Source organism: Stenotrophomonas sp. STEN038, assembly GCF_056759895.1.
In genome coordinates this window covers 49,920-72,974 of record NZ_JBRRDW010000011.1, presented here as the reverse complement: position 1 = coordinate 72,974, position 23,055 = coordinate 49,920, and the positions used below count along the sequence as shown (strand labels likewise).

Genomic DNA, 23,055 nt, shown 5'->3' with positions numbered 1-23,055 from the left:
TGCCTGCGACTGTGCGCACGTTACGCTGTACAAATGTCGCACCCAGATGAAGAAGATGACGCCGCACTGTTCCGCTCGGCCATTGGCGAAGTAACGCCGATGCGCCCCGTGGAGGCAGCGCCTATAGGCAAGCCACGCCCCAAACCGCGCGCGCGCATGGCAGAACAGGATGAATCCGAGGCCTTGGGCGAATTCGCCCGTCTGTTACGCTCCAGCAAGCCACTGGAAGCCGGCGACAGCGCCAGCTACCGGCGCGACAACCTGCCGCCGCAGATGTTCCAGCGGCTCAAGCGTGGCCAGTATTCAGTACAGGACGAACTGGACCTGCACGGCGCCACCGCCGCCCAGGCCGAGAACCTGCTGCGCCAGTTCCTGCTGGAGGCACGCGCGCATGAACACGGCTGCGTTCGCATCATCCACGGCAAGGGCCTGCAATCAGATGGCGGTGCGCCGGTGCTGAAGAACCTGGTCGACCGCATGCTGCGCCAGCGCAATGACGTACTGGCATTTCATTCTGCGCCGCCCACCCAGGGCGGTACCGGCGCGGTTCTGGTGTTGTTGGCCAATCGCTGAGCGAGCTGACCAGCCGCCCACCCAGTCAACATGACCCACTTGAACGAGGCTACGCATCGCATCCGTTTTTGTAGCCCGGGTAAGCGCAGCGCACCCGGGTTACAGCTTGGCCAACCACTTACTCGACGGCGTTTTCTTCGCTCGACGCTTCGGCTTCGACTGCCAGGCTCCCCGCAATTTCATTGCGACTGGCGTCGGTCACTTCACCCAGTTCATGCAGTACCGCGGTGGCATAACAACCCGGCGGCAACGCGAACGACACTTCGAGAACGTCATCGGCCAGCCACTGGTGCTGCATCAGCGACGGCTTGAGCCGCAGCGAGCGACGCTCCTGCTTGAGGCCGGCCTGTTCCAGTCCGGCACGCAGCGCCAAGGCCTGCTCATCACCCAGCGCCTGATCTTCCAGCGCCCGTGCGGCATCGGTCGCGCGCAGCTCACCAACGCCCCACAACGGCGCGCTGGGGTGGATATCGAAACGCGCCAAGCGCTCGGCCAGCACCTCGCTCATCGGCTCAGGGCCGAACACCGAACGGCTGCCGTCCAGCATCCACACCTCGCCTTCCAGCGCCGTGTCCCAGTTGCTCGCCTCAACGCGCGCAGCGAGCACACGGTTGAACAAGGCCGAACGGGCAGCGGATAGCAGCATCGAACGCTGATCCTTGCGCACCCGGCGGCCGGCAAACATCTGCAATGCTGCCGGCACGTTGCCGCCATCACGGCCAAAGCGCTGTTCGCCAAACCAGTTGGGCAGGCCGCGCGCCGCAACGATCTGCAAGCGTTCTTCGATTGCCCCCTTGTCGCCTTGCACGCCACGCAGCACCAGCTTGAAGCGGTTGCCCGCCAATGCGCCGCGCTGCAGCTTGCGGTTGTGCCAGGTCGAAGCGAGCACATGCAACTCATCCGACTCCAGCAGCGCCAGATCCGGCGCCACGCGCTTGGGCAGGTGCACGCTGAAGCGCTGCGTGGTCACCGCATGCCGATCTTTCTGCCCGGCATAGCTGACGCCCATTTCCGGCACGCCCGCCCATTGCGCCAACTGCTTGGCAATGGCCACGGTATTGGCGCCGCGCTTGCGGATGTCGAGCAGCAGGTGCTCGCCCTCGCCGGTCGCTTCGAACGCGGGAATTTCATCAACCTGGAAGTCTTCCGGCACGCTGCGGATCGCCGCAGTCAGCACCGGTTCGCCAAAGGCCAACGGCAGCGCGATCATGCGGCCACCAACAAGGCCACGGCCTGCGCGGCAATGCCTTCTTCGCGACCGGTGAAGCCCAGCTTTTCGCTGGTCGTGGCCTTGATACTGACCCGATCCAGATCGATCTGCAGCAGCTGCGCCACCTTCTCGCGCATCGCCAACGCATGCGGGCCCACCTTGGGCCGCTCGCAGATCACGGTGATGTCCACATTGCCAACCTGCCAACCGCGCTCACGCAGCAGTTCATTGCAATGGCTGACGAAGCGACTGCTGTCCGCGCCCTTCCAGCGGTCATCCGAGGGCGGGAAATGCACGCCGATGTCACCCAGCGCCAGCGCACCAAGCATGGCGTCGCACAGCGCATGCAGGGCCACATCGCCATCGCTGTGCGCGAGCACGCCACGGCTGTGCGGCACGCGCACGCCGGCCAGCATGATGTGGTCGCCCTCACCGAAGGCATGCACGTCATAGCCTTGGCCGATACGGATGGGAGGGAAGGAAACGGAAGAGTTCATGGCATTACTTCTAGACAGAGCCGACGCCAACGCACCGGCAAGGGATCAGCTGCCGCGCCGCGACAGCTCGAATTCGAACCGGGCCAGATCGGCCGGGGTGGTGACCTTGAAATTGCTTTCGGCGCCTTCGACCAGCAACGGGCGCACGCCCTGCCGCTCCATTGCCATCGCCTCGTCGGTGACGTCAACACCAGCAGCTGCCGCGTCCAGGAGCGCGCGGGTCAATTGATGGCGACGGAACAACTGCGGGGTCAACGCGCGCCACAGGCGCTCACGCGGCTCCGTGCCGTCAATGCCACCATCATCACCAGCACGCTTGAGCGTGTCGCGCACCGGTGCGGCAAGAATGCCGCCGACCGGATCAGCGCGCCCTACTTCCAGCAATCGACTCAGATCAGCCGCCGCCAGATTTGGCCGAGCGGCGTCGTGGACCAGCACGAAGTCATCGGCACGCACGCTGTCCGGCAGAGCCTGCAAACCAGCCAATACCGACGCCGCACGGGTCTCTCCTCCCACGCAGGTCAGCACCGGTTTGTCGGCAAAGGAGGTCCAGCCCGGCCAATCGGCATCGTTCTCGGCAATGGCCACCATCACCCCGGCCACGCCGGGATGGGCAAGCAAGGACTGCAGGGCATGGGCGAGCAAGGGCTCACCATCGGCCAGCAGGTACTGCTTGGGCACCGGCCCGCCGAAGCGCGCACCGCGCCCAGCTGCGGGAACCACGGCCCAGGTCTGCACGATCAAGGGATGTTCTCCGGTGGCGACTGCTGATTACCCTGCCCGGCCGGCGGTTCCGTTGCCGCTGCAGGCGCAGGCACCACGGGAGCTGCTACCGGCGCGTCTTCGACGACCCGGTAGAACTTTTCACCCGGCTTGATCATGCCCAGTTCGCTGCGCGCACGCTCTTCGATGGCAGCCTCGCCATCCTTGAGATCCTGGACTTCGGCGGCCAGTGAATCATTGCGCTGCTGCAGACCGTCGTTGTCACGCTTCTGGTTGGCCACCTGCGCCTCGAGCATCATCACTTCGCCCGAGTTGCCTTGGCCAAACCAGAAGCGGTACTGCAGCAAACCCAGCAGTACCGCCAGCACCAGCAGCAGCCAGCGCCAATTACGCATGACGATCAGCGCTTGAGCGAGACAAACGCATCACGACCGGCATAGCGTGCGCCGCTGCCGAGGGCTTCCTCGATGCGCAGCAGCTGGTTGTACTTGGCCACGCGATCGCTGCGGCACAGCGAGCCGGTCTTGATCTGGGTGGCGGTGGTGGCCACGGCGATGTCGGCAATGGTGGTGTCTTCGGTTTCGCCCGAGCGATGCGAGACGATGGCCGCGTAACCGGCCTTGTCGGCCATGGAGATGGCTTCCAGGGTCTCGGTCAGGGTGCCGATCTGGTTGACCTTGATCAGGATGGCGTTGGCGGTGCCCGACTCGATGCCTTCGGCGAAGATCTTCGGGTTGGTGACGAACAGGTCGTCGCCGACCAGCTGCACCTTGTTGCCAACGCGCTGGGTCAGCAGCTTCCAGCCAGCCCAGTCGTTCTCGGCCAGACCGTCTTCGATGCTGATGATCGGGTACTGCGCGCTCCAGTCGGCCAGGAAGTCGACGAACTGCTCGGAGGTCAGGCGCTTGTTCTCGCCGACCAGATTGTACTTGCCGTTCTCGTAGAACTCGCTGGAAGCGACGTCCAGGCCCAGCAGGATGTCTTCGCCAGCCGTGTAACCGGCCTTGCCGATGGCTTCCAGAATGGTGTCCAGGGCCTCGACGTTGCTGCGGAAGTCCGGCGCGAAGCCGCCCTCGTCGCCGACTGCCGTGCTCAGGCCGTGGCCCTTCAGCACCGACTTCAGCGCGTGGAAGATTTCAGTGCCAGCGCGCAGCGATTCGCTGAACGAGCTGAAGCCGACCGGCAACACCATGAACTCCTGGAAGTCGACGTTGTTATCGGCATGTGCGCCACCGTTGATGATGTTCATCATCGGCACCGGCAGCGACGGGGTGGCGCCGGTCTTGGCGGCCAGGTACTGCCACAGCGCCTGCTTCTTGGAAGCGGCGACGGCGTGGGCGGCGGCCATGGAAACACCGAGCAGCGCATTGGCGCCCAGGCGGCCCTTGTTCTCGGTGCCGTCCAGATCGATCAGGCGGCGATCCAGGCCTTCCTGGTCTTCGGCATTGAAGCCGGCCAGTGCGGTGGCGATCGCACCATTGATGTTGCCCACGGCATTGCGCACGCCCTTGCCCAGGTAACGGGTCTTGTCGCCATCGCGCAGCTCCACGGCCTCCTTGGTGCCGGTCGAAGCGCCGGACGGGACGGCGGCGCGGCCGAACGAGCCGTCGGCCAGGGTGACTTCGGCTTCCAGCGTGGGGTTGCCACGGCTGTCGAGGATTTCACGGGCGTGGATCTTGGCGATGTTGGTCATGTCTGGGGGCTAGGCTCGTTCAGGAGAGTCTGTTATCGACGGGAAACACAAATACCAGCCGGGAGTTTAAACGAAGCGCAGGCTGGCGCGGCCGTTGCTTTCGCCTGAAAGCGGCGCACGCGGCTGAAACGGACAAGGCCCGCGCTGGGCGGGCCTTGTCTGATGCCTCCTGTAGTGCCGAGCCATGCTCGGCATGGGGCACTACCGGTAAAGCCTCTCCCGAGCATCGCTCGGCACTACCTGTTCATTACCCTGGGAAGGCCTCTGCCGAGCATGGCTCGGCACTACCTTTTCAGGCGCGGGCTTCCTGCAGCAGCTTGCCGCCGGCCTTCTTCTCGCGCGCGGCGCGGATGAAGCCGATGAACAGCGGGTGGCCGCCACGCGGGGTGGACAGGAACTCCGGGTGTGCCTGGCAGGCCAGGAACCACGGGTGCTGGTCACGCGGCAGTTCAACCACTTCCACCAGCGTGTCATCCATCGACTTGCCGGCGATCACCAGACCCGCGTCTTCCAACTGGGTGCGGTAGCGGTTGTTGAACTCGTAACGGTGGCGGTGGCGCTCGGACACCACGTCCTTGCCGTACAGCTCACGGGCAAGGGTGCCCGGCTTCAGCCGCTGCTCCTGCAGACCCAGGCGCATGGTGCCACCCAGATCGGACTTCTCGTCACGCTTCTCGACTTCACCGGTGGCGGTACGCCATTCGGTGATCAAGCCGATCACCGGGTTCGGCGACTGGCGGTCGTTCTCGGTGCTGTTGGCGCCTTCCAGACCGGCCACATGGCGGGCGAAATCGACCACCGCCGCCTGCATGCCGTAGCAGATACCGAAGTACGGCACCTTCTGCTCACGGGCGTATTGCGAGGTCAGCACCTTGCCTTCGAAACCACGGTCGCCGAAGCCGCCCGGCACCAGGATGCCGTCCACGCCGTCCAGCGCGGACAGGCCGGCTTCTTCCAGCTCCTGCGCTTCCAGCCACTTCAGGTTGACCTTGGTGCGCTGGCGCAGACCGCCGTGCTTGAGCGCCTCACCCACCGACTTGTATGCATCCTGATGATCGACGTACTTGCCGACCACTGCGATGGTGACTTCGTCCAGCGGGTGCAGCGCTGCATCCAGCACGGCCTCCCACTCGGAAAGGTCGGCCGGACCGGCCTTGTCACCCAGCTTGAGCTGGTTGACCACGATCTCGTCCAGGCCCTGCGCATGCAGGCCCATCGGCACGCGGTACAGCACCTCAACGTCAGGCACGCTGATCACGGCGCGCTCGGAAACGTTGGTGAACAGCGAAATCTTGCGGCGCTCCGAATCCGGAATCGCCTGCTCGGAACGGCACAGCAGCACGTCCGGCTGGATGCCGATCGAGCGCAGTTCCTTGACCGAGTGCTGGGTCGGCTTGGTCTTCAGCTCACCGGCGGCAGCGATGTACGGCACCAGGGTGAGATGCATGAACAGTGCCTTCTCCGGGCCACGCTCGGTGCGCACCTGGCGGATGGCCTCCAGGAACGGCAGCGACTCGATGTCGCCAACGGTGCCGCCGATTTCCACCAGTGCCACATCGAAGCCAGCAGTGGCCTCGTCGATGCAGCGACGGATTTCGTCGGTGATATGCGGAATGACCTGCACGGTTGCGCCCAGGTAATCACCACGACGCTCCTTGCGGATCACGTTCTCGTAGATACGCCCGGTGGTCACCGAGTTCTTGCGACTCAGGCGGTTATGGACGAAACGTTCGTAATGACCCAGGTCCAGGTCGGTCTCGGCACCGTCGTCGGTGACATAGACCTCGCCATGCTGGAAGGGGCTCATCGTGCCTGGATCGACGTTGATGTACGGATCCAGCTTCATCATGGTGACCTTCAGGCCACGCGCCTCGAGAATCGAGGCCAGAGACGCGGCTGCAATGCCCTTGCCAAGCGAGGACACCACACCACCGGTAACAAAAATAAGGGGGGTCACGGCTCACTGCCTCCCGGAAAGCCCTAGTTTAAAGGTTGTCGCCAAAACACCCAAGCACTGGATGTGGCGGATTAAAAAAAAGACGCCCCGACCTGCGCCGGGGCGTCCTTGAAACCTGGGAAAAACCGCGTCAGCGACGGCGACGGGCTTCCTCTTCCTCTTCTTCACGCGGCGCCGGCTGGTCAGCCTTGGCCTTGTCCTGGGCAGCGGCGGCAGCGCGACGCTTGGCCTTCTGCTCGGCTTCGCTCTGCGCCTTGTCCACCGGGGCAGCCTGTGCAGCCTCGGCGGCCTTGCCCTTGTCAGCGCTTTGCGCCATCACGAAGGGAACGGCGGCAACCGCAGCGACAACAACACCCAGAGCCAGCAATTTTGACGTTTTCATCCAAAACCTCCTCGGCTTGCCCAGCCAGACACGGCGGGCCTGTTTAGGAACCGTGTACAGCATAACCCGTGACAGCTGCCCCGGCCCTGAATGCCCTGCGTGCAAAAATCGCCGCCAGACCGCACACTCCCACGTCGATTTGCGCCCTACCGAGATCCATGAACGCCCGTTACAACGCCGCTGACATCGAAGTCCTCTCTGGCCTGGACCCGGTCAAACGCCGTCCTGGCATGTACACCGACACCGCCCGCCCGAACCACCTGGCGCAGGAAGTGATCGACAACTCGGTTGACGAGGCCCTGGCCGGCCACGCCAAGACCGTGGAAGTCACCCTGTTCAAGGATGGCAGCTGCGAGGTCAGCGATGACGGCCGCGGCATGCCGGTGGACATCCACCCAGAAGAAAAGATCCCGGGCGTCGAACTGATCCTGACCAGGCTGCATGCCGGCGGCAAGTTCAACAACCGCAACTACACCTTCTCCGGCGGTCTGCACGGCGTCGGTGTATCGGTGGTCAACGCCCTGTCCACGCTGGTGGAGATCCACATCCGCCGCGACGGCAGCGAGCATCGCATCACCTTCCGCGATGGCGACCGCGCCAGCCCACTGGAAGTGGTCGGCAGCGTCGGCAAGAAGAACACCGGTACCCGCGTGCGCTTCTGGGCCGACCCCAAATACTTCGACACGCCCAAGTTCAACGTGCGCGCCCTGCGTCACCTGCTGCGCGCCAAGGCCGTGCTGTGCCCGGGCCTGACCGTCAAACTGACCGACGAAGCCACCGGTGAAGTCGACACCTGGTATTACGAGGACGGCCTGCGCGACTACCTGAAGGCCGAGCTGGGCGAGCGTGAAATGCTGCCGGCCGACCTGTTTACCGGCTCGCTGAAGAAGGAAACCGAGATCGTTGACTGGGCCGTGGCCTGGCTGCCGGAAGGCGAGCTGGTGCAGGAAAGCTACGTCAACCTGATCCCGACCGCCCAGCACGGCACCCATGCCAACGGCCTGCGCACCGGCCTGACCGAGGCGCTGCGCGAGTTCTGCGACTTCCGCAACCTGCTGCCGCGCGGCGTCAAGCTGGCCCCGGAAGATGTATGGGACCGCGTCTCCTTCGTGCTGTCGCTGAAGATGACCGATCCGCAGTTCAGCGGCCAGACCAAGGAACGCCTGTCCTCCCGCCAGGCCGCCGGCTTCGTTGAAGGCGCTGCCCATGACGCCTTCAGCCTGTTGTTGAACCAGAACGTGGAACTGGGCGAGAAGATCGCGCAGATCGCCATCGAGCGTGCCAGCGCGCGCCTGAAGACCGAAAAGCTCGTCACCCGCAAGAAAGTCACCCAGGGCCCCGCCCTGCCCGGCAAGCTGGCTGACTGCATCAGCCAGGACCTGTCGCGCACCGAGCTGTTCCTGGTGGAGGGTGATTCGGCAGGCGGCAGCGCCAAGCAGGCCCGCGACAAGGACTTCCAGGCCATCTTGCCGCTGCGCGGCAAGATCCTGAACACCTGGGAAGTCGCCTCCGGCAGCGTGCTGGCGTCGGAAGAAGTGCATAACCTGGCCATCGCCATCGGCTGCGACCCGGGCAAGGACGACCTGTCCGGCCTGCGCTACGGCAAGATCGTGATCCTGGCCGACGCCGACTCCGACGGCCTGCACATCGCCACCTTGCTGACCGCCCTGTTCCTGCGTCACTTCCCGTCACTGGTGGATGCCGGCCATGTGTTCGTGGCAATGCCGCCGCTGTTCCGCGTCGACGTGGGCAAGCAGGTGTTCTATGCGCTGGACGAGGAAGAGAAGCGCTCGTTGCTGGACAAGATCGAGCGCGAGAAGATCCGCGGCCAGGTCAGCGTCACCCGCTTCAAGGGCCTGGGCGAGATGAACCCCTCGCAGCTGCGCGAATCCACCATCCACCCGGATACGCGCCGCCTGGTGCAGCTGACCGTGGACGACAGCGAGCAGACCTCGGCGCTGATGGACATGCTGCTGGCCAAGAAGCGCGCCCCGGACCGCAAGGGCTGGCTGGAAAGCAAGGGCGACCTGGCCTCACTGGAAGCCTGATCCCAAGCAATCTAGTTGCACCGAAAGCCCGCCCTCACCGGCGGGCTTTTTGTTGCCCGCGCGCCGCTTTTGTAGGAGCGGCGTAAGCCGCGAAGCAAGCACATCATCAGATGGCAAAAGCTGCTGACCCGCCAGCAGCACCAGCTTCGCGGCTAACGCCGCTCCTACAAAAGCAGCCTGCGCCGCAAAAAAAAACCCGCCATCACTGGCGGGTTTCTGTTTGCAGACTACGAACCAGATACCTCAGTTCCAGCCCACCATTTCGAACAGGCGCAGGATCAGGTAAGCACAACCACCTGCCGCAGGGATCGTCAGGATCCAAGCCCACAGGATGCGCTCGATCACGCCCAGACGCAGCGACTTGGGGTTCTTGGCAAAGCCAACGCCCATGATCGCGGTGGAGATGCTGTGGGTGGTCGAGACCGGCATGCCGAAATGCGCAGCCAGGGTCAGGATGGTGGCCGAGCTGGTCTCCGCGGCGAAGCCGTGGATCGGGTGCAGCTTGACCATCTTGTGACCCAGGGTCTTGATGATCTTCCAGCCGCCAGAAGCAGTACCGGCAGCCATCACCACCGCACAGGTCAGCACGATCCACATGGCGATGCCGTTGCCAGCATTGGCATCCGGGTGCATGAAGGCCAGCCACGAGGGCAGATCGTTCAGCGCACCGGTTGCCTCGGCACCGACCAGGGTCATCGCGATGATGCCCATGGTCTTCTGCGCATCGTTATGGCCGTGGGCAAAGCCCATGTACGCCGCCGACACGATCTGCGCCTTGCCGAAGAAAGCATTGACCCAGCGCGGACGGGCCAGACGACCAAGCACGCCACCAACCCGGGCCATGCCGGCGATGATTGCCCACAACAGGCACATCACCACCACGCCGAGCAGGAAGCCGGCGATCGGCGAAGTGATCATCGGCACGAACACCTTCCACAACAGGCCCTTGTTCTGCGCCCAGTTGCCGACGTTCTGCGACCAGATCAGCGCATCCCAGTTGTTATGCGCAGCGGCCAGACCGGCGCCACACAGACCACCGATCAGGGCGTGCGACGACGAGGACGGCAGGCCTTTCCACCAGGTGATCAGGTTCCAGACGATGCCGCCAAGCAGCGCGCACAGGATCACCTGCGGGGTCACATCGACCACGTCGGTGTTGAGCAGGCCATTGGCGATGGTCAACGCGACGGCAGTGCCGGTCAGCGCGCCGATCAGGTTCATGAAAGCGGCCAACATCACCGCCCAACCGGGCGACAGGACCTTGGTTGCCACCACGGTGGCAATGGAATTGGCGGTGTCGTGGAAGCCGTTGATGAACTCGAAGACGAGCGCGGCCAGAATCACCACCAGGACGAGGGTGAGCATAGAGCGTCCCCGTCAGCTGTTCTTGAGCACGATCTGGTAGGCCACCACGCCGGCTTCGCGGCAACGGTCGATGGCCTTTTCCAGGATCTCGAAGAATTCCTTGAGCAGGAACATCTGCAGGTTGTCCAAGCGACCGGAGTAGATGTCGCGGTACAGCTCAAGCATCAGACGGTCAGCCTCGTTCTCCAGCGAACGCAGCTTCTCGTTGAGCGCGGTCATGCGGTCCAGGTTCATGTGGCGCAGGTCGTTGACCATTTCCACCACCACGCCTGCGGCCTGCTCCAGCATCGCCGCACGCGGGGCGAAGTCGATCTGGTCCAGGTGCTGCACGGCCAGCGAGTAGCGGTCCGCGAACTTCTCGATCTGCTTGGGGATCTTGTACAGCGCCGAACCCAGCGCTTCGATGTCCTCGCGCTCGATCGGGGTCATGAAACTGTCAACCAGCGCCTGGCTGATCTTGTCCGAGGCAGCGCGTTCGCGCAGACGGGCGAGCTTGAATGCATCCAGCGCCGGCTGACGATCGGCCTCGCGCATCATGCTGTGCAGTGCTTTGGCACCGTCATAGGCAGCCTGCGCGGCCTCATCGAGATAGGTATAGAACTGCTTGCCGGAGCCAAAGATGGTCTGCAACGAAAACATGGGGAGCCTATTCGCCGTCGCGGGAGGGACGGCATCAGGGGCGAATTATGACGGCTAGATGGCATTCAGGGTATTCCCGGCGAGTTTTTTAGCCCTGAAATGTGAACGGGCGGCCGCACCTGAGCCCTGACGGTTTGCTAATATCGCCCAGCGCCCTCGCGGTGCACCCTATGGAAGACGACCCTTATCCCCCGCCACAGCGCCGGATCCCGCCCCTGAGCGCCCGCCGCAGCCGCAAGCACCCGCCCTCCCTGTCACCAACCCGGGGAGAGACCCGTGTTTGAATTTTTTATCGTCCTGGCCCTGATTCTGCTGAATGGGTTCTTTGCCATGTCCGAGATGTCGGTCATGACCTCGCGCAAGAGCCGCCTCAAGCAGTTGGCCGGTTCGAGCAAGCGCGCAGCGCGCGCCCTGGCCCTGTCCGAAAAACCCGAGAACTTCCTGTCCACGGTGCAGATCGGCATCACCCTGATCGGCATCCTGACCGGTGTTTACGGCGGCGACGCGATTGGCGGCGCTATCGCCCAGCACCTGCAAGCCTTCTTCCCTGCCCTGTCAGCCAACTTCTCGCTGTTCGGTGCGGTGCAGCCGTGGTCCGAGTTCCTCGGCAAGACCCTGGCAGTCGCACTTATCACCTATCTGACGCTGATTTTCGGTGAACTGGTGCCAAAACGCGTCGCGTTGACCCGTTCCGAGGACATCGCCGGCATTGTCGCGGTGCCGATGAGCTGGCTGGCACGCATCGCCGCTCCCGGCGTCTGGCTGCTGTCGCACTCCACTCGACTGGTGCTACGCCTGCTTGGCCTGGGCAACACCGAGTCCGCCTCGGTCAGTGAAGAGGAGATCCGCATGCTGGTGGCCGAAAGCCATGAGCAGGGTGTGATCGACACCCATGAGCGCGACATGATGAACCGGGTCATGCGCCTGGGCGACCGTACCGCCGACAGCCTGATGACCCCGCGCAACCGCATCGCCTGGCTGGATACCAACGCCGACCCGGAAAAGAACCTGCTGGCCATGCGCGACCATTCGTTCTCGCGCTACCCGGTGTATCGCGGCAACGACCAGGACATCGCCGGCATCCTCGAGGTGAAGAGTCTGGTCACCCGCCTCAGCGGCGGCAGCCACAACCTGTTCGAGAACCTGCGCGAGACGCTGTACGTCTCCGAATCCACCCACGCGATGAAGCTGCTGGAGATCTTCCGTGAAGAGCACCAGTCGATGGCGCTGGTGGTCGACGAATACGGCGAGATCCAAGGTCTGGTGACCATCTCCGACCTGATGGGCGCTGTGGTCGGCCGCCTGCAGGCCACGGAGAATACCGACGATGACGCACTGGTTGTCACCCGCGAAGACGGCTCATTGCTGGTCGACGGCTCGCTACCGGTGGACGACCTGCAGGAACTGATGAACGGCGCCGAGCTGCCGGATGCAGAGGAAGGCGATTACTACACCATCGCCGGTATGTGCATGCATTACTTCGGCCGCATCCCGCACGCAGGCGAATACTTCGACTGGGCCGGCTGGCGCATCGAGATCGTCGATCTGGACGGCGCCCGTATCGACAAGCTGCTGCTGCGCAAGCTGCCGGAAGAAGACGCTGATGACACCACCGGTTGACCCGGACGGCACCTCGCCGGACGCGAGCAGGACAGAGACCGGCGGTTATCGCAACGAAGGCATCCGCACCCTGCTGGCGATGTTTGAACGCGGCGACCCGGATGAGCACCTGCCGCTGGGCAAGGTTCTACAAGGCTTGGAACAGAGCGCCTTCGGCGTATTCCTGTTCATCGCCATCCTGCCCGCTTTCATCCCGATTCCGGGCATCGGCGGCGCGGTCAGCAGTCCACTGGTATTCCTGATCGGCAGCCAATTATTGTTTGGCATGTCGCGGCCGTGGCTACCGGGCTTCATTGCCCGCCGCGGCCCCAAGCGCAGCACCGTGCACAAGTTCCTCAGCAAGATCAGCCGACCGCTGCAACGCCTGGACCGGATGCTCAAGCCACGGCTGGGCGTGCTGATCGTGCCACTGCCTGCGCGCATGCTCACCGGCGTGCTGTTGTTGCTGGTCGGCCTGCTGCTATCGCTGCCGATTCCGTTCACTAATTATCTGTTTGGCTTCCAGCTGCTGCTGTTCGCACTGGCACTCATCGAGCGCGATGGCGCACTGATGCTGTTCAACTGGCTGGCAGCGATTGCCGCTGGCCTGTTCTTCGGATTTGGGTCAGGCCAGCTGATAAGCGAGAGCATCGCACTGTTCGAGCGCCTGACCAGCTGACGCCCTCCGGTCCACGGTAGTGCCGAGCCATGCTCGGCAGGAGCTTTACCGGCAAAAATCACCCCTCCCCAGCCCTCCCCTTGGCTACGCCAAAGGGAGGGAGCAGAACGGCTTACGCCGCTGCCACCCGCTGCCAGGCCTGCATCGCCAGGTCGAACGAACGCAGGCGCGCCGCAGGATCATAGATATTGGCGGCCAACATCATTTCATCCGGGCGATGGCGCTCAACGAAGGCCAGCAAGCCCTCGGCCACCTGAGCCGAATCGCCGACGATACTGCACGCCAAGGCGCGCTCGACACCGGCCTTTTCATGCGGCGCCCAGAACGATTCGATGTCATCCACCGGCGCCGGGATACGCCCAGGCGTGCCGCGTCGCAGATTGACGAAGGCCTGCTGCTGACTGGTGAACAATCGCTTCGACTCGGCCTCCGAATCACTGGCCACCACATTCAATGCCAGAATCGCGTATGGCGCCTGCAGGTGCTCGGAAGGACGGAAGTCGCGGCGATACAGCGCCAGCGCCTCGTCCATGGAGTCCGGGGCAAAATGCGAGGCAAATGCAAACGGCAGGCCCATCGTTGCGGCCAAGCGCGCACTGAACAGACTCGACCCCAGCAACCATACCGGCACCGGAATGCCACCACCGGGCACGGCCTGCACCGTCTGTCCGGGCTGTACCGGCGCGAAGTAATGCAGCAGCTCGGTAACGTCCTGGGGGAACTGGTCTGCGCTGTCGAAATAGCGGCGCAAGGCGCGCGCGGTCGGTTGATCGGTGCCGGGCGCGCGGCCAAGGCCCAGATCGATGCGGTCCGGATACAACGAGGCCAGCGTGCCGAACTGCTCGGCCACCTGCAGCGGCGAATGGTTGGGCAGCATCACCCCACCGGAGCCCACGCGGATACGCGAGGTACCACCGGCCACATGCCCGATCAGCACCGAGGTCGCGGCGCTGGCGATACCGGGCATGTTGTGGTGCTCGGCCAGCCAATAGCGGTGATAGCCCCAGCGGTCAGCGTGCTGGGCCAGTTCCAGCATGTTGGCGAAGGCCTGCTGCGGGGTTGAGCCCTCGCAGACCGGGGCCAGGTCAAGAATGGACAGCGGGATCATTCGGCGGTCTCCATGGACGATGCAGAGGACATGGGGTTTGTCCTTGCATTCTCCATGCAGTCACGGCGACTTCCACCGGGACACTGTTTCCCACGCCCTGCCTGTGCAGGCTTGAAACCCGTGCCTTCTCAGGCTTGGACTTCGTCCTGCCGGTCCACCAGCGGCTGCAGTTGTGCATCCAGCGCCACGCGCTCATCAAACACGAAGCAGCGGCCGTCATAGCCTTCGCCGCCCACTTCCTCGAAGTAGCCGAGGATGCCGCCTTCCAGCTGCAGCACGTTGTGCATGCCATCGTTCTGCATCCACAGCGCGGCTTTTTCACAGCGGATGCCGCCGGTGCAGAAGCTGACCACGGTGGCATCGGCCAGCGCCTCGCGGTGCGGCTCCAGCGCGGCTGGCAGATCGGTGAACTTGGCGATTGGCAGGGTCAGCGCACCTTCGAAGGTGCCGTGGGCGAATTCCTGCCAGTTGCGCGTGTCCAGCATCACCACCCGCTTGCCGTCGTCATCGTGGCCCTGCCGCAGCCAGCGCTGCACGGTGGCCGGGGCAACGCTGGGCGCGCGCGGGTAATCCAGCGGCTGGCCGTCATCGCGGCGGAAACTGATGATTTCCGACTTGAACTTGGCCTTCAGCTTCGCGAACGGCTGCATCTGGCTGTGGCTGTACTTGATGCGCATGTCGGCGAAGCGTGCATCGGTCTTGAGCTGGCTGTAGAAGCCATCAATGCCTTCGCTGCTGCCGGCGAGGAACAGGTTGATGCCCTCCTCCGCGATCAGGATGGTGCCGCGCAGCTCCAGCGCCTTTGCGCGTTCATGCAAGGTGGCGGTCAAGGCTTCGGCATCAGCCAGCTGAACGAAAAGATAGGCAGCGGTATTGACGATCATGCGCATAGTTTAAACGACCGGCCCCACGGCCGTTGTGGGAGTGGCGTAAGCCGCGAAGCTGATAATGCTCGAAGGCCCCAAAAGCCAACCCCTCCCCAACCCTCCCCTTGCCTTCGGCAAAGGGAGGGGGGTGTAGTGCCGAGCCATGCTCGACAGGGGTGTTCCCGGTCAAGTCTCAGCCGACCATGGGTCGGCACTACAGGTGAAGCTTCCGCCGACACGTGAACGGGATTTGTAGGAGCGGCGTAAGCCGGGAAGCTGGCAATGCCCGAAAGACCCAAAAACCAACCCCTCCCCTGCTCCAACGGAGCAAGGGAGGGAGCTGAGAGCCATCACCCCCGCAGCAGGAAGTACGGCAGCAACACCAAGGCCGAAACAACCACCATGCCCAACAGCACCGCCACCACGAACAACGGCCGGCTCCGCAACATCGAACCGAACGTTTCAGCACTACCGTCCCGCAACGCCGCCTCGCGCTCTTCACGCACCCGTTGCCCGCGTTCAGCCTGATAGCGCGCCATCAAGTCTTTCGCGCGCGGCAGATCATCGTTCTCGCGCAGCCAGATGCCGCCATTGGAAATACCCCAGGGACTGGGCTCGGTGCGGTACCAGGCGATGCCGTTGCGGTCGAGCAGTTCGCCGACCTCGGTGCTTTCGTCGTCGCCGACATTACGTAGATTGAGCAGCAGTTTGGCCATGCCGCCATGATACCCGGCGGCGATGCGCTACCCTGCACGCCCCTTTCCAACGGAGCGCGCCATGCGCCGTCTGTTCATCCCGCTGCTGCTGTCCCTGTTGGCCGCCGGCTGCACCCCGCCAGGCCCTCCGCCGGGCGGTACGATCGCCAAGTTCGAGCAGATCGACACCGTGCCCGGCACCGGCGCTGAAGCAGTTGCAGGCAGCAAGGTCAGTGTGCATTACACCGGCTGGATCTACGACGAGCGTAAGCCCGACAAGCATGGCGAGAAGTTCGACAGCTCGGTGGATCGCGGCGAATCGTTCAGCTTCAACCTTGGCGACAAGCAGGTCATCCGCGGCTGGGATGAAGGCGTCGCAGGCATGAAGGTCGGCGGCAAGCGCACCCTGATGATTCCGGCCGAGTACGGCTATGGCAACCGCGGCGTTGGCCCGATCCCGGCCGGCTCCTCATTGGTCTTCGATGTAGAACTGCTTGATGTCAAACCTCGCTGATAAAACCGTTGCCGTGATCGGCGGAGGCCCGGCCGGCCTGTTTGCCGCCGAGCGCCTGCGCGCGGCCGGCCTGGCGATCAACCTGTACGAAGCCAAGGGCTCGCCCGGGCGCAAATTCCTGATCGCCGGCAAGGGTGGGCTAAACCTCACCCATTCCGACCTGCGCCCACTGTTCGACAGCCGTTACCGCGAACGCCAGGCCGAAGTAGCAACCTGGCTGGACGGCTTCGATGCCGATGCCCTGCGCCGTTGGGCGCAGGGTTTTGGCGTGGAAACCTATGTCGGCAGTTCCGGCCGCGTGTTCCCGGTGGACCGCAAGGCAGCACCGCTGCTGCGCGGCTGGGTACGCCGACTGAAGGAACAAGGCGTGCGCTTCCACGTGCAACATCGCTGGCTGGGCTGGAACCCGGACGGCAGCCTGCGTATGGCAACCGCTGAAGGCGAAGTCAGCGTCAAGGCCGATGCCACCGTGCTGGCACTGGGCGGCGGCAGCTGGCCGGAGCTGGGTTCCGATGGCAGCTGGATGCCGGTCTTGCAGGAGCGCGGCGTTGATACGGCGCCCCTGCAATCGGCCAACTGCGGCTTCGATATCGATTGGACTGCCCACTTCCGCGGCCGTCATGCCGGCGCGCCGATCAAACCGGTGATCGCGCATTGGACTGACTTGCAGGGACACGCACAGTCGCTGCAGGGCGAGTGCGTGGTCAGCGAATACGGCATTGAAGGCAGCCTGATCTATGCACTCGCCGCCGACCTGCGCGAAACCCTCAATCGCAATGGCGCGGTGACGCTGGAGTTGGACCTGGTACCCGGCCGCGATGAAACGCGCCTGCTCGCCGACCTGGGCCGCTCACGCAAGGGCCGCAGCTTCGGTGAACACCTGCGTCGCGCAGCTGGTCTGGATGCCGCCAAGGCAGGACTGCTGTTCGAAGTACTGGGCAAGGATGCAGGCAACGACCTGGACGCCGTCGTACGCACGCTCAAACGCCTGCCGTTGCAGCTGCTGCGGCCGCGCCCGATGGCCGAAACCATCAGCACCGCTGGCGGTGTAAAGCTGGAAGCGATGGATGACGGGCTGATGCTCACCGCGCAACCGGGCGTGTTCTGCGCTGGCGAGATGCTGGACTGGGAAGCCCCAACCGGCGGTTACCTGCTGACCGCCTGCTATGCCAGCGGCAAGCGCGCCGCAGAAGGCGTGATCCGCTGGTTGTAGTGCGGACCCAGGGTCGGCAGGGGCTTTACCGGAAACACCGCCCCGTAGTGCCGACCCATGGTCGGCAGGGGGCCTTGCCAATATCGCAGCAACTTGAAGGAACGGCGTAAGCCGCGAAGCTGAAAATCAATCCGAGCACAAAAAAGCCCGCAGTTCCATCGCTGCGGGCTTCGCGGCTCACACCGCTGCTACAAGCTGTCAATGATCAGCGCATCTTGCTGGTACGCAAGGCCGCAATGCGGGCCGGCGGGGTGAACGAATCACTGCGCGCCTCCGCCCAATACTCGCGGAACACCGTGTGCTCGGGCACCTTGTTCAACAATTCGCCCGGTCCAAGATAGCGATACAAGCTGGCCAGCGAGCGGATCTCCACCGGCGATACGCGGCGCAGGATGTGCTCCGGGCCCAACTCGGACGTATCGTGCAGGCCAGCAGCGCCGAGCAGGTCACGCAGCGCGCGCATGGTGTTCTGGTGGTAATTGAACACGCGCTGGCCCTTGTCAACCGGCTCAAGATGACGCCAGCGGCTCGGGTCCTGGGTGGCAATGCCGGTTGGGCATTTGTCGTTGTGGCAGCTCAACGATTGGATGCAGCCCAGCGCGAACATGTAACCGCGCCCGGCATTGCACCAGTCAGCGCCCAAGGCGATGGTGCGGGCAATATCGAAGGCCGTGGTCACCTTGCCGGCCGCACCCAATCGAATGCGATCACGCAGGCCAAGCCCCACCAAGGTGTTGTGCACCAGGATCAGCGCTTCGTTCATCGGCACGCCAACGTGATCGATGAATTCGGCCGGCGCCGCGCCAGTACCGCCTTCGGCGCCGTCGACCACGATGTAGTCCGGCAGCATCCCGGTTTCCAACATCGCCTTGGCGATGCCGAACCATTCCCACGGATGGCCGATGGCCAACTTGAAACCAACCGGCTTGCCGCCTGAAAGTTCACGCAGGCGCGCAACAAACTGCAGCAGTTCGATTGGTGTGGAGAATGCCGAATGCTTGGACGGCGATACGCAATCCACACCCATCGGCACGCCACGCGTCGCGGAAATTTCGGCACTGACCTTGGCCGCCGGCAACACACCGCCATGGCCCGGCTTGGCACCTTGCGACAGCTTGATCTCGATCATCTTGACCTGATCGGAGCTCGCGTTCTCGACAAAGCGCGCTTCACTGAAGCGGCCGTTTTCATCGCGGCAACCGAAGTAGCCCGAGCCGATTTCCCAAACCAGATCACCGCCGTTCTCACGGTGATACGGCGAGATCGAACCTTCACCGGTGTCGTGGCAGAAGCCACCAAGTTTGGCCCCCTTGTTCAACGCGCGGATCGCATTGGCCGACAAGGAACCAAAGCTCATCGCCGAGATGTTGAACACACTGGCGGAATAAGGTTTGGCGCAATCGGGCCCGATCAGCACACGAAAATCGTGGTGCGCAATGCTGGTGGGCGACAGCGAATGGTTGATCCATTCGTAGTCCACTGCATAGGCACTGCGCAGCGTGCCGAACGGCACCACATCCATTTCATTGCGTGAACGCTGGTAGATCAGCTGACGTTGCTGGCGTGAGAACGGCACGTCCTCCAGATCGCTCTGCACGAAATACTGGCGGATTTCCGGACCGATGGATTCGAAGCCATAGCGAAAATGCGCCAACACCGGGTAGTTGCGACGCAGCACGCTGCGTCGCTGCAATACATCCCAGGTGCCGAGCACCGCCATCAGGCCAAACAGGCCAACGCCCCAGTACCAAGCCGGCCAGTGGCTGGCCAGTGCCAGAGATACTGGCAGCAGGATCAGCGCCAGCACATAAACCAGATAACGATGCATTACCGTCCTCAACCTACACGGATGGCGGATTCTACAACCGGTCGTCCACTACTTGCCTCGGCCAGGCCGATTTCACATCGTAGACCACCATGTCCGGCACACCCAGGGCACGGATCTGCGCCTCGTCGAAGGCACGGAACTGCTGGTGTGCCACGGCAAGGACCACGGCATCGTATGCGCCTTGCTGCGGCGCTTTCACAAGCTCTACACCGCCCATGTCGTGCGCGTTGCGTGGATCGGCCCATGGATCAAAAGCATCGACCTTTGCGCCTGCTGCCGCGAGCATCTGCACCAGGTCCAGGGCACGGCTGTTGCGCAGGTCCGGGCAATCTTCCTTGAAGGTCACACCCAGCACCAGCACGCGCGCGCTCTGCAACGGCTTGTTCCGGTCTTCCAGCAAGCCGCGCACGCGGGTGACTACATGCGCAACCACACGGTTGTTGACCTGCCGTGCGGTGTGGATCAGGTCCGGGTGATAACCAACGCTCTCGGACTTGTGCAGCAGGTAGTAAGGATCAATGCCTATGCAGTGGCCGCCGACCATGCCCGGCCGGAACGGCAGGAAGTTCCACTTGGTGCCTGCCGCTTCCAATACATCCAGAGTGTCGATACCGAGCTTGTCAAAGATCAACGCCAACTCGTTGACCAGGGCGATGTTCACATCACGCTGGATGTTCTCCACCACCTTGGCCGCCTCGGCCACGCGCAGCGAAGACGCCGGCCAGGTGCCGGCACTGATGATGCGCCGGTATAGGGCATCCACCACCTCGGCAGCCTCGGGCGTGGAGCCTGAGGTGATCTTCTTGATATCCGGCAAACGCCGCTGGCGATCACCTGGATTGATCCGCTCCGGGCTATAACCGCAGTAGAAGTCCTGGTTGAAACGCAGCCCCGAGCCCTGCTCCAGCAACGGCACGCAGACCTCTTCGGTAGTGCCCGGATACACGGTGGACTCGTAGATCACCAGATCGCCGCGTTTGAGCACCGCAGCGATCAACGTGCTCGCACTGCGCAGGGGGCCAAGATCCGGTTGCTCATACGCATCGATCGGCGTCGGCACGGTGACGATGAAAACATTGCGCGCGGCCAGATCGGCCTTGTCGGCGGTGTAGCGTGCCAGCCCGCCAGCGGCGAGCTCGGCGTCATACAGTTCCAGCGTATGGTCGTGCCCTGCCTGCAACTCGGCAACGCGGGCAGTATCGATGTCATACCCCAGAGTATCGAGCGTCTTACCGAACTCAACGGCCAATGGCAGGCCAACATAGCCCAAGCCGATGATGGCGATCTGCGGCGCTACCGCGGCGGTGATCTCGGCGCTCATGCCATCCCCTGAGGTTGCAAACTGGTGCCCGGAGCCGGAATCGAACCGGCATGGCCTTGCGGCCGGCGGATTTTAAGTCCGATGCGTCTACCAGTTTCGCCATCCGGGCATCGCAATAGCCTGCCTGATTGCGGCCCAATTGTGAATCGCGAATATTGGCGGCGGCGCTGAATCCGCCGCCTATGTGGCCTCAACCGATGGCGCGCGAATAGCGTGCAGGCTGCTGTGCGGCCTTCAGGTAGCGGTCAAAGCACATTGCGATCAAGCGCAGCAGGGGCCGCCCCTGCTCGGTGGCAGCAACCACGCCATCGCTGTAGCTGACCAAGCCGTCATCCTGCAGATGCTGCAGGGCAATCAGCTCTTCGGCGAAATAGATATCGAAATCCACGTCATGCTGGCGCGCCAGCGCGCGGCCATCCACGCTGCCATGGCACATCAGCTGCTGGATCAGTTCCGCACGCAGCAGGTCGTCGCCATCCAACTCCAGCCCGCGCCAGACCGGCAAACCGCCCTCGGCAATCCTGGCCTCCCAGTCCTTGAGATCACGCGGATTCTGGCTGTAGCTGTTGTCGATATGGCTGATCGCACTGACGCCAAGCCCCAGCAGGTCGCTGTCGGCATGGGTGGTATAGCCCATGAAATTGCGATGCAGGCTGCCGGCACGCTGCGCGCGCGACAGGTCTTCCTCGGGCAAGGCGAAATGATCCATGCCGATGTACTGATAACCGGCAGCCGACAGCCGTTCGACAGCCAGCCCCAGCAGCGCCAGCTTCTGCTCGGGATCTGGCAGATCGCGATCCTGGATCTGCCGCTGCGCCTTGAACATATGCGGCAGGTGCGCGTAGCCGTAGATCGCCAGACGATCCGGACGCGCACTGATCACCGTGTCCAAGGTCTTGCCGAAACCAGCAAGGGTCTGCAGCGGCAGGCCGTAGATCAGGTCCACGTTGACCGAACGCATGCCGTTGTTGCGGCAGGCCTGGATGATAGCCATCGTCTCATCCACGTCCTGCACGCGATTGATCGCCTGCTGCACTTTCGGGTCGAAATCCTGGATGCCGAGGCTTGCGCGATTGAAGCCCAACTCCGCCAGCACGGCGATGTCGTCCACACTGACCGAGCGCGGGTCCAGCTCAATCGAAAAATCACGCGCACTGCTCTGGCTGAAATTGAACAGCTTCTGCAGCCCGGCAATCAGCCGACGCAGCTGCGCGGGCTCGAGGAAATTCGGCGTACCACCGCCCAGGTGCAACTGCACCACTTCGCGTTCGCGCGCGAACAACGGCGCCAGCCAATCCGCTTCCACCAGCAACTGGTCGACGTAATGCTCACCCTTGCTACGGTCGCGACTAATGACGCGGTTACAGCCACAGTAGAAACAGGGGCTGCTGCAATACGGAACATGCACGTACAACGACATCGGCCTGCCCGCCGCATTGCTGCGCGCTACCGCCGCACAGAACTGGGCCTGCCCGTAACCGTCGTGGAAATGCGGCGCGGTTGGGTAGGACGTGTAGCGCGGGCCAGGCCGATCGTGCCGGCGTAGCAGGTCCGCATCGAAAGTCCAGCCCAGGGCATTTGAGGTCGTCAGCAGCGGCGTGTTCATGCGCGCAGCTTGCCTGCGCCACGGCCAGCTCGCCTTGAGTTAGATCAATTGGCCCCATTCATGAATGGGGCCAACTAGCGAAGCATTCAGAGTATCGGGAACGATGGCGCGTGGTAACGACGCCAGATGGAGCCGGCAACCCGCCCGGCCGCCTCGTCGGCCAACGCCTGCATCGCGGGGTTGTCCAGCTCGGCGGTGGTCTGCGCGAACAGCGCCAGCCAGCGCTCGAACATCGGCGATTCCAGCCCGGGAATAGCCAGGTGCTTGGGCATCGGTGCGCCACTGAAACGCGAGGTGCCGCGCAGCAAGGCGGACCAGAAATCCACCAGTTGCAGCAGATGCGCCTCCCAGTCGTGCACCCGCGCCTCGAATATCGGCCCCAGCACCTCGTCCTCGCGCACCCGCGCGTAGAAGCGCCGCACCAACTGCGCCACCTCTTCTTCACTGCATACATCCGGCCCTGCCCGCACAACACACCTCCTGTCGTCTGACCAGAACCTACTACGCCCAGCCGTGGCCTGCTTGATCAGGATCAAAGA

General features: G+C 63.6%; 22 protein-coding genes and 1 tRNA gene. 6 read left to right on the top strand and 17 right to left on the bottom strand.

Annotated features, from left to right (window positions below):
- The first annotated feature begins 33 nt into the window (after positions 1–33).
- Positions 34–573 (top strand): Smr/MutS family protein, encoded by a 540-nt coding sequence (locus ACVOLS_RS06780; RefSeq protein ID WP_481544974.1) that lies wholly within the window; start codon positions 34–36, stop codon positions 571–573.
- Between the two features lie 118 nt (positions 574–691).
- Here the strand turns inward: ACVOLS_RS06780 and truD are convergent, their stop codons facing one another.
- The 7 genes from truD to ACVOLS_RS06745 all read right to left on the bottom strand — a co-directional run bounded on the left by truD (position 692) and on the right by ACVOLS_RS06745 (position 7,035).
- Positions 692–1,783 carry a tRNA pseudouridine(13) synthase TruD gene (gene truD, locus ACVOLS_RS06775; protein ID WP_481544973.1) on the bottom strand — a complete coding sequence of 364 codons (1,092 nt, stop codon included), beginning with the start codon at positions 1,781–1,783 and terminating at the stop codon, positions 692–694.
- Positions 1,780–2,280, bottom strand: coding sequence for a 2-C-methyl-D-erythritol 2,4-cyclodiphosphate synthase (gene ispF / locus ACVOLS_RS06770; protein WP_481544972.1), 501 nt, complete (start codon positions 2,278–2,280; stop codon positions 1,780–1,782). The genes truD and ispF overlap by 4 nt, the downstream gene beginning before the upstream one ends.
- A gap of 45 nt (positions 2,281–2,325) precedes the next feature.
- Positions 2,326–3,024, bottom strand: coding sequence for a 2-C-methyl-D-erythritol 4-phosphate cytidylyltransferase (ispD, locus tag ACVOLS_RS06765; RefSeq protein ID WP_481544971.1), 699 nt, complete (start codon positions 3,022–3,024; stop codon positions 2,326–2,328).
- Entirely contained in the window at positions 3,021–3,398 is a 378-nt protein-coding gene (gene ftsB, locus ACVOLS_RS06760) for a cell division protein FtsB (protein WP_481544970.1), read from the bottom strand. Before ftsB ends, ispD begins: the two co-directional genes overlap by 4 nt.
- A 5-nt stretch (positions 3,399–3,403) precedes the next feature.
- Positions 3,404–4,696: a phosphopyruvate hydratase gene (gene eno / locus ACVOLS_RS06755; RefSeq protein WP_481544969.1), complete on the bottom strand. Its 1,293-nt coding sequence runs from the start codon at positions 4,694–4,696 to the stop codon at positions 3,404–3,406.
- Positions 4,697–4,988: 292 nt separating this feature from the next.
- Positions 4,989–6,653, bottom strand: a complete 1,665-nt coding sequence (locus ACVOLS_RS06750; RefSeq protein ID WP_481544968.1) for a CTP synthase — start codon at positions 6,651–6,653, stop codon at positions 4,989–4,991.
- A gap of 130 nt (positions 6,654–6,783) precedes the next feature.
- Complete coding sequence (locus ACVOLS_RS06745; RefSeq protein WP_282273021.1) at positions 6,784–7,035, bottom strand: hypothetical protein; 252 nt, start codon at positions 7,033–7,035, stop codon at positions 6,784–6,786.
- Between the two features lie 158 nt (positions 7,036–7,193).
- On the opposite strand from ACVOLS_RS06745, the gene parE reads away from it, so the two are divergent.
- A complete protein-coding gene (parE, locus tag ACVOLS_RS06740) occupies positions 7,194–9,083 on the top strand; it encodes a DNA topoisomerase IV subunit B (RefSeq protein WP_481544967.1) in 1,890 nt (629 codons plus the stop codon).
- A 243-nt stretch (positions 9,084–9,326) separates the two neighbouring features.
- Here parE and ACVOLS_RS06735 read toward each other — a convergent pair whose 3' ends face one another.
- Positions 9,327–10,448, bottom strand: a complete 1,122-nt coding sequence (locus ACVOLS_RS06735; protein WP_481544966.1) for an inorganic phosphate transporter — start codon at positions 10,446–10,448, stop codon at positions 9,327–9,329.
- Positions 10,449–10,460: 12 nt separating this feature from the next.
- Positions 10,461–11,087, bottom strand: a complete 627-nt coding sequence (locus ACVOLS_RS06730) for a DUF47 domain-containing protein (RefSeq protein ID WP_057628278.1) — start codon at positions 11,085–11,087, stop codon at positions 10,461–10,463.
- 276 nt (positions 11,088–11,363) lie between these two features.
- Between ACVOLS_RS06730 and ACVOLS_RS06725 the strand changes: the two genes are divergently transcribed.
- Together ACVOLS_RS06725 and ACVOLS_RS06720 are read left to right on the top strand one after the other, a co-directional pair.
- Positions 11,364–12,707: a hemolysin family protein gene (locus ACVOLS_RS06725; protein ID WP_481544965.1), complete on the top strand. Its 1,344-nt coding sequence runs from the start codon at positions 11,364–11,366 to the stop codon at positions 12,705–12,707.
- Positions 12,691–13,365: an exopolysaccharide biosynthesis protein gene (locus tag ACVOLS_RS06720; protein WP_481544964.1), complete on the top strand. Its 675-nt coding sequence runs from the start codon at positions 12,691–12,693 to the stop codon at positions 13,363–13,365. Before ACVOLS_RS06725 ends, ACVOLS_RS06720 begins: the two co-directional genes overlap by 17 nt.
- 112 nt (positions 13,366–13,477) lie before the next feature.
- Here ACVOLS_RS06720 and ACVOLS_RS06715 read toward each other — a convergent pair whose 3' ends face one another.
- The 3 genes from ACVOLS_RS06715 to ACVOLS_RS06705 form a co-directional block, all read right to left on the bottom strand.
- A complete protein-coding gene (locus ACVOLS_RS06715) occupies positions 13,478–14,473 on the bottom strand; it encodes an LLM class flavin-dependent oxidoreductase (protein WP_481544963.1) in 996 nt (331 codons plus the stop codon).
- A gap of 128 nt (positions 14,474–14,601) precedes the next feature.
- A complete protein-coding gene (locus tag ACVOLS_RS06710; RefSeq protein WP_481545007.1) occupies positions 14,602–15,357 on the bottom strand; it encodes a sulfurtransferase in 756 nt (251 codons plus the stop codon).
- A 332-nt stretch (positions 15,358–15,689) separates the two neighbouring features.
- Positions 15,690–16,055 (bottom strand): DUF6164 family protein, encoded by a 366-nt coding sequence (locus ACVOLS_RS06705; protein WP_481544962.1) that lies wholly within the window; start codon positions 16,053–16,055, stop codon positions 15,690–15,692.
- A gap of 61 nt (positions 16,056–16,116) precedes the next feature.
- Between ACVOLS_RS06705 and ACVOLS_RS06700 the strand changes: the two genes are divergently transcribed.
- Positions 16,117–16,548, top strand: coding sequence for an FKBP-type peptidyl-prolyl cis-trans isomerase (locus ACVOLS_RS06700; protein ID WP_481544961.1), 432 nt, complete (start codon positions 16,117–16,119; stop codon positions 16,546–16,548).
- Positions 16,532–17,761, top strand: coding sequence for a TIGR03862 family flavoprotein (locus tag ACVOLS_RS06695; protein ID WP_481544960.1), 1,230 nt, complete (start codon positions 16,532–16,534; stop codon positions 17,759–17,761). The genes ACVOLS_RS06700 and ACVOLS_RS06695 overlap by 17 nt, the downstream gene beginning before the upstream one ends.
- A 205-nt stretch (positions 17,762–17,966) precedes the next feature.
- Here ACVOLS_RS06695 and ACVOLS_RS06690 read toward each other — a convergent pair whose 3' ends face one another.
- From ACVOLS_RS06690 to ACVOLS_RS06670, 5 genes are all read right to left on the bottom strand, one after another.
- Entirely contained in the window at positions 17,967–19,589 is a 1,623-nt protein-coding gene (locus ACVOLS_RS06690) for an FMN-binding glutamate synthase family protein (RefSeq protein WP_481544959.1), read from the bottom strand.
- A gap of 31 nt (positions 19,590–19,620) precedes the next feature.
- Positions 19,621–20,910, bottom strand: coding sequence for a nucleotide sugar dehydrogenase (locus ACVOLS_RS06685; protein ID WP_481544958.1), 1,290 nt, complete (start codon positions 20,908–20,910; stop codon positions 19,621–19,623).
- Positions 20,911–20,932: 22 nt separating this feature from the next.
- Positions 20,933–21,019: transfer RNA gene (locus tag ACVOLS_RS06680), tRNA-Leu, on the bottom strand.
- An 81-nt stretch (positions 21,020–21,100) separates the two neighbouring features.
- On the bottom strand, positions 21,101–22,516 hold the full coding sequence (hemN, locus tag ACVOLS_RS06675; RefSeq protein ID WP_481544957.1) for an oxygen-independent coproporphyrinogen III oxidase: 1,416 nt from the start codon (positions 22,514–22,516) through the stop codon (positions 21,101–21,103).
- Between the two features lie 86 nt (positions 22,517–22,602).
- Positions 22,603–22,986, bottom strand: coding sequence for a group III truncated hemoglobin (locus tag ACVOLS_RS06670; protein ID WP_481544956.1), 384 nt, complete (start codon positions 22,984–22,986; stop codon positions 22,603–22,605).
- Between the last annotated feature and the right edge of the window lie 69 nt (positions 22,987–23,055).